Origin of the sequence: Clostridium ganghwense (assembly GCF_026735165.1) — a bacterium.
In the GTDB taxonomy this organism is placed as follows: Bacteria; Bacillota; Clostridia; order Clostridiales; family Clostridiaceae; genus Clostridium_H; species Clostridium_H ganghwense.
In genome coordinates this window covers 162,851-182,726 of record NZ_JAPQES010000005.1, presented here as the reverse complement: position 1 = coordinate 182,726, position 19,876 = coordinate 162,851, and the positions used below count along the sequence as shown (strand labels likewise).

Genomic DNA, 19,876 nt, shown 5'->3' with positions numbered 1-19,876 from the left:
GATTACGTTATTTTGATACACAAGGAGCTGCAGTAGCTCCTTAATTATTTATATAAGTATTTTTGTTTTTACAATGGAGGGAAATTTATTATATGAAAATAAACAAAGATGATTTGGAGTCTTTAACAGAACATGTATATTCAAGACGAAAATTTCTAGAAGCAACTTATGGATTAAGCACTATGGCTGAAGAGGTGCAGAGCATATCTATGTGTATTGTAGATGGATCATACAGATATATGATGCTTAACAATAGGCATAGAGTATTTATGAAAAAGTTAATGGGAATAGAAGTTAAAATAGGTATGAATCTTTTAGATATTATTGAAAACATTAAGGAAGAGAACTTTAAGAAGAATTTAATTGCAAGAATTAAAGAAAAAATAGAACATACTTTAAAAGGTAATAAGTTTGTTACAAATGAAGAAATATTAATTAAAAAAGATAAAATTGAATATTATAGATTAGAATTTACACCTATTAAAAGTTTAAATAATAAAATTATAGGGGTAGGTATATGTGCTTTAAATATAACAGAAAATATCTACATAATGAAGCAATTGTTAAAGATGAAATTAGACATGACGGCTGAAGAGAGAGAAAGAGCAAAATTTTTAAGTAATATGAGTCATGAAATGCGAACTCCTATGAATGGTATTATTGGACTTGCGGATATTATGTTAAAAGGAGAATTAGATGAAAAACAGAGGGAATATATAAAGTCAATTAAAGAGTCAGCAAATTCACTATTAAAAACTATTGATAATGTATTAGATACTTCGAGAATAGAAACAGGTAGATTTGAAATTGTTAAGAAACCGTTTGATTTCTATAATTTGATGGAAAGATTAAGGAATATGTTTTCGGTTAATGAAAATCAGAAGAAAATCAAGCTTGAATATGAAATTGACAATAATATTGCTGAGTGGATAATTGGAGATGAATTAAGACTTCAGCAAATTATTATAAGTTTTATTAGTAATGTCTTAAATCTTGCTGATAAGAATAAAATTAAAGTACATATAACAAAAAATAAGAACATATATCATAAAGCAAATACATTAATTAAATTAAAATTTGACATAACATATAAAGGTAAAGAATTTAATGAACAAAATATCAACAATATTGTTAAAGTATCTAATAAACCACAATTACAGGATACTAAATATAGTGAAATATCACATGGTTTTGCAATTGCAAAAAAGTTGCTAAAAACTATGGGAGGACATCTTAACATAAATAATAATAATTTTGAAAATAAGGTTATTTTTCAATTACCTTTTGAAGTATTAGATGACAAAATAGAAAAAAATGAAGTATCAGAAAAAAGTGAAAATAAATGCAAAGATAAAGTTTCACAGGTAAAACAAAAGGAATGTAATAATATAAAAATACTAGTAGCTGAAGATAATTTAGTAAATCAGATGGTAATTAGTGAATTAATACAAATAAATGGTTGGTCAAAAAACATAGTTAAAAATGGTAAAGAAGCAATACAGGCTTTGGAAAAGGATAGTTATGATTTAATATTAATGGATATTTCTATGCCAGTAATGGATGGATTAGAAGCTGCAAAAATAATTAAGAGGAATAAAGAGTGGGGAGATATTCCTATTATAGCCTTAACAGCACACGCATTGGTACAAGATAAAGAAAAATTTATTCAATTGGGGATGGATGATTATTTGCCGAAACCAGTAGATGGAGATAAATTATATTCTATGGTAATAAAGCAGTTAAAATTACATAGTAATATTTCCACAAAAGAAGTGAAGTGTTTAAATAAAGGTGAGTTTGATGAGGGATTTGAAAGGTTAGAAAAAATCTTAGATGGAAATACTGAATTAATAATTGATTTAGGACAGAAAATAGTTGATATGTTTTCAAAGGAGGAAATGAATAAAATTATTTATCTTTCACAAAATGGAAATATAGAAGAGTTAAAAAATATAATACATAAATTAAAAGGAGCAATATCAAATTTTAAATTAATTAAAATAAATAATATTTTAAGAGAAATTAAAGGAAAAGCAATTTGCGGAGATATAAAAGCTATATATGAATTGATTGACAAAATAAATAAAAATATACAGATATTTAAAGAAAAACTTACAGAATATGAACATAAATGCCAATAATAGCAAAATATAATGGTAAGTAAAAATTGAACTAATTAACATTATAGTGTAAAATTGATTTGGTTTGAGTTTAAAATTATCGTTTTAATGTATTGATAAAATCAATAGAGAATAAGTATTTATTTTGCTAAAGGTATATCAATATGAAAAGATTCAATGTTAAATTATAATGTATAAAAAGTAAATAATGTACTGGTACGATGGATAGAGAATAGAAGCCTATTCTGCTAGATGTAAGCCAGCATAATTAGTTTTTAATTGCTTTATTATGATAAATGAGCAGTTAAATTGATTATGTTGGCTTTTTTGTTTAGCTATATATTTACAAAGAAAGAAGGTGTTTAAATAGATGAGTGAATTAAGATTTTCATTGAAGAATGATTTTAAAGTTATAAAAAATGAAAGTCTAAATTTAGAAACAGTTTTACATAGTAAAAGAGTGGCAATTTACGCAAAACAGCTTGCACAGCAGATGAATTATACTTCCAAGCAAATTAATTATTTGGTTTTAGCAGCATTAAACCATGATATTGGAAAATGTAAAATACCCCAACATGTACTTAATAAAAAAGGGAGATTAACACAGCAAGAATATGAACTAGTCAAAAATCATGCAAAATATGGTTCTAATATATTAACAAAATATAAATTCTCAAATGATTTTTGCAATATTGTGAAATTTCATCATGAAAATTTCGATGGTAGTGGATACTATGGAGTAGTTGGAAATAAAATTCCAATAACATCTCGCATTATCCATATTGTAGATGTTTATGATGCTTTAATATCAAATAGATGTTATAGAAAAGCTTATACAAAAGAGAAAGCTCTGGAAATTATAGAGAATGAAAGAGATACATATGATCCCTATATATTCCATGTGTTTATGAAAATTATGGATAAGGATTTATAATAATACTTATGCCTATAAGAATACTTTTAAATTATAAATTTAAAAAAGAATATAAGTGGTGTTAATGAAAAGCATATGATGAAAAAGCATTGTATGCTTTTATTAATTACATAATATTTGAATATTATACTTAAATCTGATAAAATTAACTTGGAATTGTTATATTATAATACAACAATTCATCAAAAAAATAAAAAATTAAGTGAATTTTATAGTATCTTTTACAATATATTTAATGAGGTGTTTACTAAAATATGGAGAACGTTGGACGAATAATAAATAATATTAAGGTACTGTATGTTGAAGATGAAGAAATAACGAGAATTGTTACTAAAAAGATATTAAAAAAAGTGGTTGGAAAGTTATTTATAGCAAAAGATGGACAAGAAGGTTTTGAATTGTTTAGAAAATACAGACCTGATATTGTTATAACTGATTTAAGAATGCCTATTTTAGACGGAATTGGTATGATAAAAAAGATAAGAGATTTTGATCAAGAATGTGGTATTATCATAAATACCGAAGTTGAAGATATGGATTATATTTTAAAAAGTGTAGATATAGGTATTGACAAGTATGTATTAAAACCCATAGAACAAGAAGAAATGTTAGAATCTTTACAAAATGTTCTCTTTAAAGTAATTAAGCGAAAAAAAGATAAGAATAAATTATATGAAATTTTAAAACTAAGTAAAGAAGAAAAGAAAAAAATTGAAGATGAAATAAAAGTAAAAGTGCCTTCTTTTATAAAACAGTCAACAGGAAAAGGTCCAAGAGATGTTCAGGTGTTTTGTGGTGGAAGTGTAATTGAAGTTAGGATATATGATGTATTGACTCCTATGGAAAAAGTTTTACTTGATGACAAAAATAATTTAATACTAGTTGAATATTATAGAAAATTATTTTATAAACAGATACATAATCAATTGGTAAATCTAGTTAAAGCAATCATAAAAACAGAAATTATAATTAGTAAGATTAATATAAATGTATTAGAAAACATGGAACAAATTGTTTTTGAAATTAAATTTGATGAAACATTTAAATTAAATTATTTATAACTAGATTTAGAATTTTAGATAATAGATACCTATTACTATGAAAAATAGTAGTAGGTATATTTATATATTAGGTATTAGATATGATTACAATAAACTTAAACAATATTTTGGGAGGGATATTAAAATGATTGAAAGACAAATTAAGTTAGGAAAAAAATATAAGCATTTTAAAGGAAAAGAGTATTTAGTGTTACATGTAGCAAAACATTCTGAAACCCTTGAGAAAATGGTTGTATATAAGGCTTTATATGGTGAAAGGGGCATATGGGTAAGACCTTTAAGTATGTTCTTAGGTAAAAAAGAAGTAAACGGTAAATTAGTTAACAGGTTTGAGGAAATTAGTGATTAAATTTTAAATAAAAATATTGTGTTTTGATGGTAGGGGGAGATAAAGGAATGAGTACAGCATTTAAGATTTTACTAATAGTACTAGGTATTGTTGAAATTATTTTAGCTTTAAATATGGAGAAGTTTACAAAGAAAAAATATGCATCTATAAAAGTGAGGAATATCAAAGGTTTAATACAATGGGAGAAGATAACCACTATTTTAATGGGAATTGCAATATTATTTTTTGCTTGTTTAAGTTTTTGGGGAGTATATGCCAAATATAATACTATATTGACTATAGCAATTGCTTTATTGATGATTATCACGTATGTAGGTAGAAAAAGATTTATATAGCCACAAGAGATTTTTACACCTACTAAGAGAAAAAAGTAAGAAATATAATATGGAATAGTAAAATAATTACTTGTAATAAATAAAATTATCAAGTAAAATATAAATCAAAATAAATTTTGCAATTAAAGGCAGAGTAGGCATTTGTGCGTTAAGTGCTAGTAGAACGGGAAGTTGTCTATTAGACGAAAAATGAACATTCATTTGCGATACATATACCGCATTCCGCTGCCATAAAGGTATAAATGTATTACCCTCTTTTTGGCGTATTGCAAGTTAAGAAAGGAGGGAGAATTATTGAATAAGGTTAATAAAATAGTGTATATGGGGTTACTTATAGCTTTGGAAGTAATTTTAACTAGATTTCTCTCTATACAAACTTTAATTGTAAGAATAGGTTTTGGATTTTTACCTATTGCAGCAGCAGGAATAATGTTTGGACCAATTTTTGCAGGCATGATAGCAGCAATAGCAGATATCCTTGGAATAATTATATTTCCAAAAGGAGCGTATTTTCCAGGATTTACGCTAAGTGCTTTTGTAAGTGGCCTAATTTATGGAGCTTTGCTTTGGAAAAATTCAATGTCTGTAGTTAGAACTGCAATGGCGGTTGGTTTGATAATAGTTTTTGTAGACTTAATAATGAATACCTATTGGCTAACTATTATAACTGGTAAGGCAGCTCAAATTTTGCTTGCACCAAGATTGATAAAATCAGCTATAATGTTTCCAATACAAACAATTCTAATTTACACTCTATGGAGAACTGTTAATAAATTAGAATTCATTCCTAAATTATATAAACTATAATTTTACTAGAACTTATAAAAAATAGGAAGCTAAAGCTTCTATTTTTTATATTAAGTTTTGCATGGAGTAAAATATTTTAATATACAATTAGATTAACGATATAATGAATGTTTTAGATATCTATATTACAGTATCTATTAAAATAATTTGTATATTTTTTGAGAAAGAACTTGTATTTTTATACAAAGTTTATTATAATAGTAAACAAAAATAATAAAAACTTAAGAAGTGTTCGGATGAAGGTAGTAGGAGAGAGATGTTTTATACATCCACCGAAGAAGTCAATCTTTCAGGTGCCTAATGATTTAGGCAAGGACTGTTACTGGACGAGCCTCTGGAGAGAGCCAATTTATTTTGGACACCGAAGGAGAAAGATAGCAAATAATATGCTATTGAAACTCTCAGGTAAAAGGACAGAGGATAGGATTATTTCATAATAATTCGTATTCTCCTCCGCAATTAATTCATATCATAAGGAGGATGACAACATGTCAAACGTATTAGAAATTTTTAACAAAATCGATCAGGTGGTTTGGGGACCACCACTACTCATTTTATTAGTAGGAACAGGTATTTATTTAACAATACGACTTGGACTACTACAAATTTTAAAACTACCCTTAGCTTTAAAATATTTATTTGCAAAAGATAAGGATTCACAAGGTGAAGGTGATGTATCTAGTTTTGCTGCACTTTGCACAGCATTATCTGCAACAATTGGTACAGGTAATATAGTAGGTGTAGCTACGGCAATAAAAGCCGGTGGACCTGGTGCATTATTTTGGATGTGGATAGCAGCATTTTTTGGAATGGCTACTAAATACGCCGAAGGAGTACTTGCAGTAAAGTATAGAACTGTTGATGAAAATGGACAAATGTCTGGAGGACCTATGTACTATATAGAAAAAGGTCTTGGAAATAAAGTATTAGCAAAAATGTTTGCTGTATTTGGTATAGGGGTTGCTTTCTTTGGTATTGGTACATTTGCACAGGTAAATGCAATAAAAGATGTAGCTAAAGATTCTTTTAATATGCCAATAGTAGCTACAGCAATAATACTTACACTATTAGTAACACTTGTAACTGTTGGAGGTATTAAAAGTATAGCAGGAGTTGCAGAACGTACAGTGCCGTTTATGGCAGTATTTTATATAGCTGGTTCAATTATAATTTTGGCAGCAAACGCTAGTTTAATTCCACAAACTATTTCTTTAGTAATTAAAAGTGCATTTACTCCTACAGCAGCAGGTGGTGGATTTTTGGGAGCTACAGTTATGATGGCTGTTAGAAGTGGTGTAGCTAGAGGAGTTTTCTCAAATGAATCAGGACTTGGTAGTGCACCAATTGCAGCAGCGGCTGCTAAGACAAAGTCATGTGTTAGACAAGGACTTATATCAATGACAGGTACTTTCTTTGATACTATTATAGTTTGTACTATGACAGGGCTTGTGTTGATATTAACAGGTGTTTGGCAATCAGATCTTGAAGGTGCAGTTATGACAAGTACGGCTTTTAAATCTGGATTATCAATTCCGATGGTAGGTCAGACGATTGTTACAATAGGACTTATATTTTTTGCATTTACAACTATACTTGGATGGAATTATTATGGAGAAAGATGTACAGAATATTTATTTGGAGTTAAAGGAATAAAACCTTATAAGGTTATTTATATAGTATTGGTTGCATCAGGATCATTCTTAAAGCTTGATTTAATATGGGTAATAGCTGATATAGTAAATGGTTTAATGGCAATACCAAACTTAATAGGACTAATTGGATTAAGTGGTGTGGTAGTTGCAGAAACAAAAGCTTATTTTAAACAATTAGAAGATAAAAAAAATATGCAGGTAAATATGAAAGTAGATTTAAATAACTAAATTATAAATGTAACAAAAATCCGTATCTTTTTAAAGGTACGGATTTTTATTGTATTTATAATAGAATAATTTCATGTATTGAGTAATAGTATTTTGTACAAGGATAAATTAATAAAAGCAAAGTTATAGTATAGAGGAGGGGTTAAATATGAACATTGATTATTTAAATAATAGAGACGTTTATGTATGGTGTATGTGAAAAAAGTTTTAAGAGGAGGATATTTAGTTACACTAAGAAGTGGTATAAAAGTTATCAAAAGAATGATAAATGATAAACTAAGTAAAGAAAGTATTATAGTTGCTATAGGTGCTTTTATTACTTTTATATTATTTACAAAATTTGATATTTTTGAACTATTAAATACAGTCTGCAGAAAGTATGAAAAATATGAGATTGATGAAATTATTTTGGTTTTAATAATTGTATCTATAACTTTCTCTTATTTTTCTATTAAAAGGTGGAGAAAACTTAAAATAGTAACAAATAGATTACAGCAGGCAGTTGTGAGAGACAAACTTACAGGATTATTAAATCGTAGAGGAGTTTTTTCTATTGCTGAAAAACAATTTAAAATAGCTAATATTGTTGAAATGCCAATATGTATAATGTTCATTGATTTGAATAGATTTAAAAAAATTAATGATTCACTAGGACATAAAGTTGGCGATTTAGTATTGCAAGAAGTAGCGAAAAGACTTAAAGCTAATATAAGGGAAAGTGATATTGCAGCTCGATTAGGTGGAGACGAGTTCTTGATTATGTTTCCTAATATGAATGAAGAAGAGTCTGAAAAAATGGCTTTAAGGATAACAAAGTTTTTTTCATTTCCGTTTTTATTAGATAGCAATGAAATATCTATTGGTGCTAGTATTGGTATTAGTTTATATCCCAATCACAGCACTAATTTTGAAAAATTGATTCAGTATTCAGATATAGCCATGTATAATGCAAAAAAAAGAAATTTAAATTATAAGATTTATAATGCTAAAATAAGTAATGAATTCAAACGAGAATTTCTTAAATAATATGAAGTGGAAAAAGATTCTAAATAAAACTTATAGGCTTAGTGCTTATAAGTTTTTTATTTAGTATAAATAAAAAATCAATTAAGTAGTTGAGGTGTTTAAAAATTCAAGCAAATATGGAATGTTCGCATTACAACGAACGTTTGTAGAAAAATGAACAGCATAAAGAACGTTACGTAACGAAATATAAAATGAATATTCGATTTAATGATTGACTTTTAAAAAAGACAGTGATATATTAAAAACAACAAAGTGAAAAATATAAAAACGCAAATAAATTTTAGCTACCATTTAGTTCCATACATTTACATAGAAAAATAAGGAGGAGTTATTATGAAAGTAGCAATTATTTTCGGAAGTAAGTCTGATATAGATAAAATGAAAGGTGCAGCAAATATACTAAAGGAATTTTATGTAGAATACAAAGCATATGTATTATCTGCTCACAGAATCCCTGAAAGACTATCTCAAACAATAAGAGAAATAGAGAAGGATGGATGTGAAGTTATTATAGCAGGTGCAGGTCTTGCAGCCCATCTTCCAGGTGTCATTGCCTCTCAAACAATTTTACCAGTCATAGGAGTTCCTATAAATGCTGCGCTACAAGGATATGATTCACTTCTATCAATGGTTCAAATGCCTAAACCAATTCCTGTTGCAGTTGTAGGTATAAATAACAGTTATAATGCTGGAATGCTTGCAGTTCAAATCTTATCTTTAAAATATCCAGAATTAAAAGAAAATTTAATTAAATACAGAGAAAATATGAAAGAAAAATTTATAAAAGAAAATGCTGAAGGAGTGGAATTATAATGAAAATGTTATATGAAGGTAAGGCTAAAAAAGTTTATGAAGCTGAAGATAGAGATCACGTTATTATATACTACAAGGATGATGCAACAGCCTTTAATGGTGTTAAAAAATCAGAGATAGGTGGTAAAGGTATATTAAACAATAGTATTACATCAATGATTTTTGAACTTCTCCATAAAAATGGAATTGAGACACATTTTGAAAAAAAGATGAATGACAGAGAACAGCTTTGCAAAAAGGTTGAAATAGTTCCATTGGAAGTTATCGTAAGAAATGTTGCAGCGGGAAGCATGGCAAAAAGACTTGGTATTGAAGAAGGAACGGAATTAAATACAACTATTTTTGAAATATGCTATAAGAATGATGAATTAGGAGATCCACTTATAAATGATTATCATGCTGTAGCTATGGGAATAACAAGTTTTGAGGAATTAGAAACTATTTATAATACTACAGCTAAAATAAATGAAATATTAAAAGAATTTTTTATAAAGCAAAATATAAAGCTTATAGATTTTAAACTTGAATTCGGAAGATTTAATGGAAAAATAATTTTAGCTGATGAAATATCACCAGATACTTGCAGATTTTGGGATGCTGTTACAAATGAAAAGTTAGATAAAGATAGATTTAGAAGAGATTTAGGAAATGTTGAAGATGCATATGCTGAAATATTGAAAAGAATAGATAATGCCAATAATTAACTTAAAAAGTTGAGGGGTAAAATAATGATTAATAAAAAAGACATGATAGATAACGAAGTATTTAATGATAAGTTTAAAGAAGAATGTGGAGTTTTTGGAGTATATTCAAAATCAAACTTAGATGTTGCCGCAATGACTTATTATGGTCTTTATGCTCTTCAGCATAGAGGACAAGAAAGTGCAGGAATAGTAGTTTCAGATGGAAATAAGCATATTTGTCATAAGGATATGGGACTTGTCAGTGATGTCTTTAATGAGAATATATTAAAAACTATGAATGGGAAAGCAGCAATTGGTCATGTTAGATATTCTACTACAGGTTCAAGCAAGGCTTCAAATGCACAACCACTTTTAGGACAATTTAAGCTTGGAGATATTTCAATAGCACATAATGGAAATTTAGTAAATGCAGATATTATAAGAGAACTTTTAGAGGATGCAGGAGTTTTATTTCAAACATCTATAGATTCAGAGGTTATACTAAATTTAATTGCAAGAAAAGCTAAGAAAGGTATAGAAACAGCTGTTATTGATGCCATAGGAGCAATTAAAGGATCATATGCAATAGTTATACTTACTAAAGATAAGCTTATAGGTGTTAGAGATCCAAATGGTATAAGACCTATGTGTATTGGAAAGATAGAAGAAGATTATATACTTTGTTCAGAAAGCTGTGCGTTAGATGCTGTAGGAGCTGAATTTGTGAGAGATGTAAATCCTGGAGAAATTGTTATAATAGATGATAGTGGTATTAAATCTATTCAATTTGCTGAGAGAACTAAATGTATGACTTGTGCTTTTGAATATATTTATTTTGCAAGACCTGATAGTGTTATAGATGGAATAAATGTTTACAATTCAAGAGTAGCTGCTGGTGAACAGCTTTATAAGGAGGCTCCTGTAGAGGCGGATATAGTAATAGGAGTTCCGGATTCAGGAATACCAGCAGCAGTTGGATATGCTAAAGCTTCTGGAATTCCTTATGGAATAGGCTTTATAAAAAATAAATATGTGGGAAGAACTTTTATATCTCCATCACAAGAAATGAGAGAAAGAGCAGTTTCTGTTAAGTTAAATGTTCTTAAAGTAAATATAGAAGGAAAAAGAGTTGTTATTATAGATGATTCTATAGTAAGAGGAACAACAAGCAAAAGATTAGTACAAATTTTACGTAAAGCTGGAGCAAAAGAGGTGCATTTTAGAGTTGCGTCTCCTATGGTAAAATATCCTTGCTATTTTGGAATTGACACACCCTATAGGAAGGAATTAATAGGAGCTCAAATGCAGGTAGAAGATATAAATAAATTAATTGGCTCAGATAGTCTTAGATATATAAGTACAGAAGGCTTACTAAGCACTTTTAAAAATAAAAAAGGTTTTTGTTTAGGGTGCTTTAATGGAGAATATCCAATGTCAGCTCCTATTGAAAATTCAAAGGATTATCTGGAAAGGTAGGTTATTATGGCAACTTATAAAGAAGCAGGAGTAAATATTGAAGAAGGTTATTCAGCAGTAAAGCTTATGAAAGAACATGCAGCTAAAACTTTTAACAGTGGAGTACTTAATAATTTAGGTAGTTTTGCAGGAATGTATGAATTACCTAATTACAAAAATCCTGTTCTAGTATCAGGTACAGATGGAATAGGTACTAAACTAAAGATAGCTTTTCAAATGGAAAAGTATGATACTGTTGGTATAGATTGTGTAGCAATGTGTGTAAATGATATACTTTGCCATGGTGCAAAGCCATTGTTTTTCTTGGATTATATTGCTTGTGGAAAGCTTAATGCAAAAAATGCAGCGGATTTGGTAAAAGGAATTAGTGATGGATGTCTTCAAGCTGAGAGTGCTTTGATTGGTGGCGAAACTGCTGAAATGCCAGGTTTTTATAAAGAAGGAGAATATGATGTAGCTGGATTTTGTGTTGGGATAGTTGAAAAGGAAGAAATAATAGATGGAAGCGATATTAGTGCTGGAGATGTATTGATAGGTATTGAATCCTCTGGAATTCATAGCAACGGATATTCTTTAGTAAGAAAGCTTATTACCAACTTAGATGAAGAATTAAATGGAGAGAAGCTTGGGAATATACTTTTAGCACCTACGAAGATATATGTAAAAACAGTTTTGAACTTATTGAAAAAGTACAAAATAAAAGGAATGGCTCATATTACCGGTGGCGGTTTTTATGAGAATATTCCAAGAATGTTTAAAGCGGATTTTACAGCAGTTATAAACAAAGGAAGCTTTGAAGTGCCAGCCATTTTTAAATATATAATGTCTTTAGGAGTTGACGAAGAACATATGTATAATACCTTCAATATGGGTATAGGATATGTTTTGTGTGTAGATAAAGAAAACTCTAGAGAAATTATAAATGAAATTGAAAAGATGGGAAACAAAGCTTACGAGATAGGCCATATAGAAGCTGGAGGCAAGGGAGTATGTTTAAAATAGCAGTTCTTATATCTGGTGGTGGAAGTAATCTTCAGACAATAATAGATGGTATAGAAAATAATCATTTAAACTGCAGTATAGAGTATGTAATTAGTGATAAAGCGGGGACCTTTGGAATAGAAAGAGCAAAGAAACATAATATAAAAACTTTTGTCTTTGAAAAAAAAGAGTATGGGGATGCTCTTTCAGGCAAAATTTTAGAAGTATTAGATGGGAAAGTGGACTTAATAGTTTTAGCTGGATATTTATCTATTTTAAAAGGAGATATTATAAAGAGGTTTAAAAATAGAATTATAAATATTCATCCATCCTTAATTCCATCCTTTTGTGGAAAAGGAATGTACGGTATAAAGGTTCATGAAAAAGCTCTTGAGTATGGGGTTAAAATAACTGGCTGTACTGTTCATTTTGTGGATGAAGGTACAGATACAGGAAGTATAATTATTCAAAAGGCTGTAGAAGTTCATGATAATGATACTCCAGAAACTTTGCAAAAAAGAGTGTTAGTTGAGGAACATAAGGCTTTACCGGAAGCTATAAAGTTAATATCAGAAGAAAAAGTTAAAGTTGAAGAAAGACGGATATTAATTAATAGATAAAGCTCAAAGAAAATAATGATTCTAAACAGAGTGATTCATTGTATAATTTAGTTATTTAAAGTAGTAGAATACTGAATTGAAAGGGGTATAAAATATGATAAAAAGAGCATTGATAAGCGTTTTTAATAAAGAGGGAATAGTAGATCTTGCAAAATTTCTTGTAGATAAAGATGTAGAGATAATATCAACAGGAGGAACTTTTAGACATTTAAAAGAAAATGGAATACCTGTTACAGAGGTTAATGAAGTTACTGGTTTTGATGAAATTTTAGATGGAAGAGTAAAAACACTTCATCCAATTATACATGGAGGAATACTTGCTATTAGAGAAAATCAAGAACATATGCAGGTAATTGAAGAAAAAGGTATAGAGCCTATTGATATGGTAGTTGTAAATTTATATCCTTTCTTTGAAAAGGTAAAAGAAGATTTAGAGTTTGATGAGAAAGTAGAATTTATTGATATTGGTGGACCAACTATGATTAGGTCTGCAGCAAAAAACTTTAAGGATGTAGCTGTACTTACAGATACTAAGGATTATAAAAATATTATGGAACAAATAGAAGCTAACGGTGACGTAGATTATGAAACAAGAAAAAAACTTGCAGGAAAAGTCTTTAATTTAATGTCAGCTTATGATTCTGCTATAAGCAATTTCCTTTTAAATGATGATTCATATCCGGAATACCTTTCACTTTCATATAAAAAATCAATGGACTTAAGATATGGTGAAAATTCACACCAAACTGCTGCTTATTATACATCTACTGATGGAAAAGGAGCAATAAATAATTTTGAAATTTTAAATGGAAAACAATTATCTTACAATAACATAAAAGATATGGACATAGCTTGGAGAACAGTATGGGAATTTGATGAAATAGCCTGCTGTGGACTTAAACATAACACTCCTTGTGGAGTTGCAATTGGAGAGGATGTAGAGACTGCTTATGTTAAGGCATATTCCTGCGATCCTATTTCAATTTTTGGAGGAATTGTGGCTTTAAATAGAAAAGTAAATAAAGCTGCAGCGGAAAAAATGATAGAAATCTTTTTAGAGATTGTTATTGCACCGGATTATGATGAGGATGCTCTAGAAGTGTTAAAGAAGAAGAAAAATTTAAGAGTAATAAAATGTGCTGTTAAACCACAAGATGAATTCAATATAGCTAAAGTTGATGGTGGAATTTTAGTTATGAGTGAGGATAATAAATTTGCTGATAAAATAGAAGTTGTAACAGAGAAAAAACCAACTGAAAATGAAATGAATGATATGATATTTGCTATGAAGGTTTGCAAATATGTAAAATCTAATGCTATAGTAGTAGCTAGAGATGGCATGGCTACAGGCGTTGGTGCTGGACAGGTTAATAGAATATGGGCAGCCAAGCAGGCTCTTGAGAGAGCAAAAGATGGTTTGGTATTAGCCTCTGATGCCTTTTTCCCATTTGATGATGTAGTAAAAGAAGCTGCTAAATATGGAATAAAAGCTATAATTCAGCCAGGTGGTTCTATAAGAGATAAAGATTCCATAAAGGCATGTGATGAAAATGATATGTCAATGGTATTTACAGGCATTAGACATTTCAAACATTAAAGAGTAATTGAGAGTTAAAAATTGAAAGTTGAAAGTGATATAAAGTTTTGATAGGGAGTTGAAGTTTAAATGAAGGTACTAATAGTTGGTTCTGGTGGACGTGAACATGCTATTGCATGGAGGGTTTCACAAAGTCCCTTAGTAGAGAAAATATTTTGTGCTCCTGGAAACGGTGGTACTGAAAAAGAAAATAAATGTGAGAATATAAAGATAGAAAAGATAAATGAACTTGCAGAATTTGCTAAAAAGGAAGAAATAAAGCTTACTATAGTAGGACCTGAAGCACCTTTAGTAGATGGTATTGTAGATGCTTTTAAAGAAAATAACTTAAAAATTTTTGGACCCTCAAAAAAAGCTGCAGCTTTAGAAGGAAGTAAAATAGTTGCTAAGGATTTTATGAAAAAATACGGAATTAAAAGTGCTGAATATGCAGTTTTTTATGAAAGAGAAAAAGCACTAACATATATAGAACATTGTTCTTATCCAACGGTTATAAAAGCTGATGGACTTGCTGCAGGTAAAGGAGTTATAATCTGCCAAAATAAAAAAGAAGCAGAAGAAGCAATAAACAGTTTTATGCTGCAAGATATATTTAATGGAGCGGGGCTTAAAATTGTTATTGAAGAATTTTTAGAAGGGGTAGAAGCATCAATTCTTTCTATAACTGATGGAAATACTATTATTCCTTTTATATCTAGCAAGGATCACAAACAAATTTTTGATGGAGATAAGGGACCTAATACTGGAGGAATGGGAGTTATTGCCCCTAATCCTTACTGCAGTGAAGAGGTATTAAATTCCTTTGAAAAAGATATTTTAGAGCCTACATTAAAAGGAATAAAAGAAGAAAAAATGGATTATGTAGGTACAATATTTTTCGGACTTATGATAACTAAAAAAGGAGTATATCTTTTAGAATATAATGTTAGAATGGGAGACCCTGAGACTCAGGCAGTATTATCACTTATGGAAAGTGATTATGCAGAAATTATGTTAAAGGCTTTAGATAATACTTTAGAAGAATGTGAGATAAAGTGGAAACAAGGAAGTGCCTGCTGTGTAACAGCGGTTTCAGAAGGTTATCCTGGAAAATATAAAAAAGGTTTGAAAATAACGGATATGGATAAGGTAGAAAACAAGATTTTTATAGCAGGAGCTCAAATTAAGGAAGAAAAGCTGTTAACAAGTGGTGGTAGAGTTTTATCAGTAGTATCAGTTGGAGATAGCTTAGAGGAGGCTAGGGAAAAGGCATATAGAGATATTGAGAAAGTTTCTTTTCAGGGAATGTATTATAGAAAAGATATAGGAAAAATAAAGTCTATATAAAATATATATTAGATAAGGAGAAGAGACAATGGAAACTAAGGTGAGAAGAATATTTGCAGAAAAGAAACTTCATTTTGATGTTGAGGCAAAAGGGCTTCTTAAAGATCTTAGAGAGAATTTAAACATAAAAGGTCTAGAAAATCTAAGAATTTTAAATCGCTATGATATTTCTGGAATAGAGGAAGAAGAACATATTAGAGCTAGAAAGATAATATTTTCAGAGCCTACTGTAGATTATGTTTTTGATGAAAGTATAGAGTTAGAAAAGGATGAAATAGTGTTTGCTGTTGAATATTTACCAGGACAGTATGATCAAAGAGCAGATTCAGCAGCTCAATGTATACAAATATTAACTCAAAAAGAAAAACCTTTAATTAAATGTGCCAAAGTCATAGTATTAAAAGGAAATATAAAAAAAGAAGATATTGAAAAGATAAAACACTACTATATTAATGCTGTAGATTCAAGAGAAGCTTCTTTAGAAAAGCCTGAGAATTTAAAAATTGAAAGTAATATACCTGAAGAAGTAGAGATACTGGAAGGTTTTATATATAAAAATAGAGAAGAAATTGAAAAATTTAAAGAAAAACATGGTTTAGCTATGAGTTTTGAAGACTTATTATTTTGCCAAAAATATTTTAAGGATCAAGAAAAAAGAAATCCTACTATTACTGAGATAAAAGTTATTGACACTTATTGGTCAGATCACTGTAGACACACAACTTTTAATACTAAAATTGAAAAAGTAGAATTTGAAGATGGAAAATATGTTGAACCTATCAAAGAAGCGTACAATGAATATTTAAAATCTAGAGAATTTGTATATGGAGATAATCCAAAGAATATATGTCTTATGGATATGGCTGTAATGGCTATGAAAGAGCTTAGAAAAAAAGGTGAATTAGACGACCTTGAAGAATCAGATGAAATTAATGCTTGTAGTATTGAGTGTGATGTAGAGATTGATGGAAAATTAGAAAAGTATTTAGTTATGTTCAAAAATGAAACTCACAATCATCCAACAGAAATAGAACCTTTTGGTGGAGCTGCAACTTGCTTAGGAGGATCAATACGTGATCCATTATCAGGCAGATCATATGTCTATCAAGCTATGAGAGTTACAGGAAGTGCAGATCCAACGAAACCTATAGAAGAAACACTGCATGGAAAACTTCCTCAAAGGCAGATAACAATAAATGCAGCTCATGGTTATAGTTCTTACGGAAATCAAATTGGACTTGCTACTGGACATGTGGCAGAGGTTTATGATGAAGATTTTGTAGCAAAGAGAATGGAAGTTGGTGCTGTAATAGCGGCTGCTCCAAAAGAAAATGTAGTTCGCAAGAAACCTATAAAAGGAGATGCCATTATCCTAGTAGGTGGAAGAACAGGTAGAGATGGATGTGGTGGAGCTACAGGTTCATCAAAGGAACATGATGAAACTTCAATTTTACAATGTGGAGCAGAAGTACAAAAAGGAAATGCACCTACTGAAAGAAAGCTGCAAAGGCTTTTTAGAAACCCTAAAGTTAGTAAAATGATTAAGAAATGTAATGACTTTGGTGCTGGTGGTGTTTCTGTAGCTATAGGAGAGCTAAGTGATGGTCTTAATATAAATCTAGATTTAGTTACTAAGAAATATGAAGGTTTAGATGGAACGGAGCTTGCCATATCTGAATCTCAAGAAAGAATGGCAGTAGTTGTAACTGAAGAAGATAAAGAAAAGTTTATAGAATATGCAAAAGAGGAAAATCTTGAAGCTGAACAAGTTGCTGTAGTAACAGATGATGATAGACTTGTAATGACATGGAGAGGAAAAAGAATAGTAGATGTAAGCAGAAAATTCTTAGATACTAATGGTGTTACACAAATAACTAATATAAAAGTTAAGAATCCATGCGAGAAAACTTATTTTAATACAAAAGTTAGTGAAGATATTTCTAAAACATGGACAGAAACTCTTGAAAATTTAAATATCTGCAGTCAAAAAGGATTAGTTGAAAGATTTGATAGTTCTATAGGAGCGGGAACTGTGTTGATGCCTTTTGGAGGCAGATATCAAGCTACTCCAGCAGAAGCTATGTGTGCTAAAATTCCTGTTATGAATGGAGAAACGTCAACAGGAAGCATTATGGCTCATGGGTATAATCCTAAAATAGGTAAATGGAGTCCTTTCCATGGTGCCTTATATGCTGTAGTTGAGGCAGTAACTAAAGTGGTTGCAGCTGGAGGAGATTATAAGAATATAAGACTCACTCTTCAAGAGTATTTTGAAAAGCTTTATGATGATCCCCAAAAATGGGGAAAGCCATTCAGTGCTTTACTTGGAGCTTTTTATGCACAAAAGGCTTTTGAGATACCTGCTATTGGAGGAAAAGATAGTATGTCTGGTACTTTTAAAGATATAAATGTACCTCCAACATTAGTGGCTTTTGCTGTAGATGTTGTAAATACTGATAAAGTTATCTCCCCTGAATTTAAAAAAAGTGGAAGTAGAATTATTCTTCTAAAACCATCAGTGGATGAAAATCTTATTCCAAACTTTGAAGAACTAAAGAAAAATTTTGATATAGTAAATAAGCTTATTAAAAAGGAGAGAGTTTTAGCAGCTCATACTGTAAAAAGTGGTGGAATTGCTGAGGCTATATCAAAAATGAGTTTTGGTAATAAAATAGGAATGAATTTTTCTCATAATATAAAAAATGAAGATTTATTTAGTGCAGATTATGGTTCTATAATTTTAGAAATTGATGATAAAGTAGAATTAAAAGAAGCTTTTAGTAATACAAACTATACTTTGATTGGTTTTACTAGCTCAAAGCCAGAGATAAAAATTGATGATATAAAAATATCTATAGATGAACTTTATAAAAAATGGCAAAGTCCATTAGAACGTGTTTTTGCTACTAAAACGGGAGAAATTAAAGATAAAATAAAGATAAATCTTTTTGATAAACAATTTTCTAAAGGTCCAAAGATAAATGTGGCTAAGCCTAAAATATTCATACCAGTATTTCCAGGTACAAATTGTGAGTATGATTTAGAAAAATCTTTTAAAAAGGCAGGTGGAGAAGTGGAGATAGGAGTTTTCAGAAATATGACTCCACAGGATATTGAAGATTCTATTGAGAATATGGTTAAATCTATTAATAAATCTCAAATAGTTATGCTGCCAGGAGGCTTTAGTGCAGGAGATGAGCCAGATGGTTCTGGAAAATTTATTGCAGCAGCATTTAGAAATCCAAAAGTCAAAGAAGCTGTAATGGACTTACTTAATAAAAGGGATGGACTAATGCTTGGAATATGCAATGGATTTCAAGTGCTTATAAAACTTGGGCTTGTGCCTTATGGACAAATAAGAGATATGGATGAAGAGTGTCCAACTTTAACATTTAATAAAATAGGAAGACACATGTCTAATATAGTAAATACAAAAGTAGTATCTAAATTATCACCATGGTTTAATAAGGTTGAACTAGGAGATGTTCATAGTATAGCTATTTCTCATGGAGAAGGACGCTTCGTATGCAATGAAAAATTAGCCAAAGAATTATTTGAAAATGGTCAGATAGCTACTCAGTATGTCGATTTTAATGGAAATCCTAGTTATGATATAGAGTTTAATCCTAATGGTTCTATGTATGCTGTAGAAGGAATAACAAGTCCTGATGGAAGAATCTTAGGTAAAATGGGTCATTCAGAAAGAATAGGAAAGAACGTTTATAAGAACATTATAGGTGAAAAGGATCAAAAAATATTTGAAAGTGGAGTAGAATACTTCAAAATTTAAAATTAAAATATAGAAAAATTTAAGCATATAAATTTCAATGAAAAATCTTTTGTTGAAATTTATATGCTTTTGTTTATG

Annotated in this window: 16 protein-coding genes and 2 riboswitches; all 16 genes read left to right on the top strand. The window is 29.5% G+C overall.

Going from position 1 to position 19,876, the window contains the following annotated elements; translation table 11 throughout:
- Positions 1-92: 92 nt before the first annotated feature.
- Positions 93-2,141 carry a response regulator gene (locus OXH55_RS14270; RefSeq protein ID WP_268050693.1) on the top strand — a complete coding sequence of 683 codons (2,049 nt, stop codon included), beginning with the start codon at positions 93-95 and terminating at the stop codon, positions 2,139-2,141.
- A 349-nt stretch (positions 2,142-2,490) separates the two neighbouring features.
- A complete protein-coding gene (locus OXH55_RS14265) occupies positions 2,491-3,054 on the top strand; it encodes an HD-GYP domain-containing protein (protein ID WP_268050692.1) in 564 nt (187 codons plus the stop codon).
- A 254-nt stretch (positions 3,055-3,308) separates the two neighbouring features.
- The gene (locus OXH55_RS14260) at positions 3,309-4,115 is read left to right on the top strand and encodes a Na-translocating system protein MpsC family protein (RefSeq protein ID WP_268050691.1); all 807 of its coding nucleotides are present in this window, start codon (positions 3,309-3,311) and stop codon (positions 4,113-4,115) included.
- 124 nt (positions 4,116-4,239) lie between these two features.
- Positions 4,240-4,464, top strand: coding sequence for a DUF1653 domain-containing protein (locus OXH55_RS14255; RefSeq protein WP_268050690.1), 225 nt, complete (start codon positions 4,240-4,242; stop codon positions 4,462-4,464).
- Between the two features lie 47 nt (positions 4,465-4,511).
- A complete protein-coding gene (locus OXH55_RS14250) occupies positions 4,512-4,799 on the top strand; it encodes a hypothetical protein (protein ID WP_268050689.1) in 288 nt (95 codons plus the stop codon).
- 127 nt (positions 4,800-4,926) lie between these two features.
- A riboswitch (THF riboswitch) is annotated at positions 4,927-5,029 on the top strand.
- A gap of 64 nt (positions 5,030-5,093) precedes the next feature.
- The gene (locus OXH55_RS14245) at positions 5,094-5,606 is read left to right on the top strand and encodes a folate family ECF transporter S component (protein WP_268050687.1); all 513 of its coding nucleotides are present in this window, start codon (positions 5,094-5,096) and stop codon (positions 5,604-5,606) included.
- A gap of 324 nt (positions 5,607-5,930) precedes the next feature.
- A riboswitch (glycine riboswitch) is annotated at positions 5,931-6,033 on the top strand.
- A gap of 61 nt (positions 6,034-6,094) precedes the next feature.
- Entirely contained in the window at positions 6,095-7,486 is a 1,392-nt protein-coding gene (locus tag OXH55_RS14240) for an alanine/glycine:cation symporter family protein (protein WP_268050685.1), read from the top strand.
- 195 nt (positions 7,487-7,681) lie between these two features.
- Positions 7,682-8,512 (top strand): GGDEF domain-containing protein, encoded by an 831-nt coding sequence (locus OXH55_RS14235; protein ID WP_268050684.1) that lies wholly within the window; start codon positions 7,682-7,684, stop codon positions 8,510-8,512.
- A 333-nt stretch (positions 8,513-8,845) separates the two neighbouring features.
- Entirely contained in the window at positions 8,846-9,325 is a 480-nt protein-coding gene (gene purE / locus OXH55_RS14230; RefSeq protein WP_268050683.1) for a 5-(carboxyamino)imidazole ribonucleotide mutase, read from the top strand.
- A complete protein-coding gene (gene purC / locus OXH55_RS14225; protein ID WP_268050681.1) occupies positions 9,325-10,029 on the top strand; it encodes a phosphoribosylaminoimidazolesuccinocarboxamide synthase in 705 nt (234 codons plus the stop codon). Before purE ends, purC begins: the two co-directional genes overlap by 1 nt.
- Before the next feature lie 42 nt (positions 10,030-10,071).
- The gene (purF, locus tag OXH55_RS14220) at positions 10,072-11,484 is read left to right on the top strand and encodes an amidophosphoribosyltransferase (protein WP_418921845.1); all 1,413 of its coding nucleotides are present in this window, start codon (positions 10,072-10,074) and stop codon (positions 11,482-11,484) included.
- Between the two features lie 6 nt (positions 11,485-11,490).
- Complete coding sequence (purM, locus tag OXH55_RS14215; RefSeq protein WP_268050678.1) at positions 11,491-12,486, top strand: phosphoribosylformylglycinamidine cyclo-ligase; 996 nt, start codon at positions 11,491-11,493, stop codon at positions 12,484-12,486.
- Positions 12,474-13,085, top strand: a complete 612-nt coding sequence (gene purN, locus OXH55_RS14210; protein ID WP_268050677.1) for a phosphoribosylglycinamide formyltransferase — start codon at positions 12,474-12,476, stop codon at positions 13,083-13,085. Before purM ends, purN begins: the two co-directional genes overlap by 13 nt.
- A gap of 94 nt (positions 13,086-13,179) precedes the next feature.
- On the top strand, positions 13,180-14,682 hold the full coding sequence (gene purH, locus OXH55_RS14205; RefSeq protein ID WP_268050675.1) for a bifunctional phosphoribosylaminoimidazolecarboxamide formyltransferase/IMP cyclohydrolase: 1,503 nt from the start codon (positions 13,180-13,182) through the stop codon (positions 14,680-14,682).
- Between the two features lie 69 nt (positions 14,683-14,751).
- The gene (purD, locus tag OXH55_RS14200) at positions 14,752-16,008 is read left to right on the top strand and encodes a phosphoribosylamine--glycine ligase (protein WP_268050674.1); all 1,257 of its coding nucleotides are present in this window, start codon (positions 14,752-14,754) and stop codon (positions 16,006-16,008) included.
- Between the two features lie 28 nt (positions 16,009-16,036).
- The gene (locus OXH55_RS14195; protein WP_268050672.1) at positions 16,037-19,798 is read left to right on the top strand and encodes a phosphoribosylformylglycinamidine synthase; all 3,762 of its coding nucleotides are present in this window, start codon (positions 16,037-16,039) and stop codon (positions 19,796-19,798) included.
- Positions 19,799-19,876: the final 78 nt, after the last annotated feature.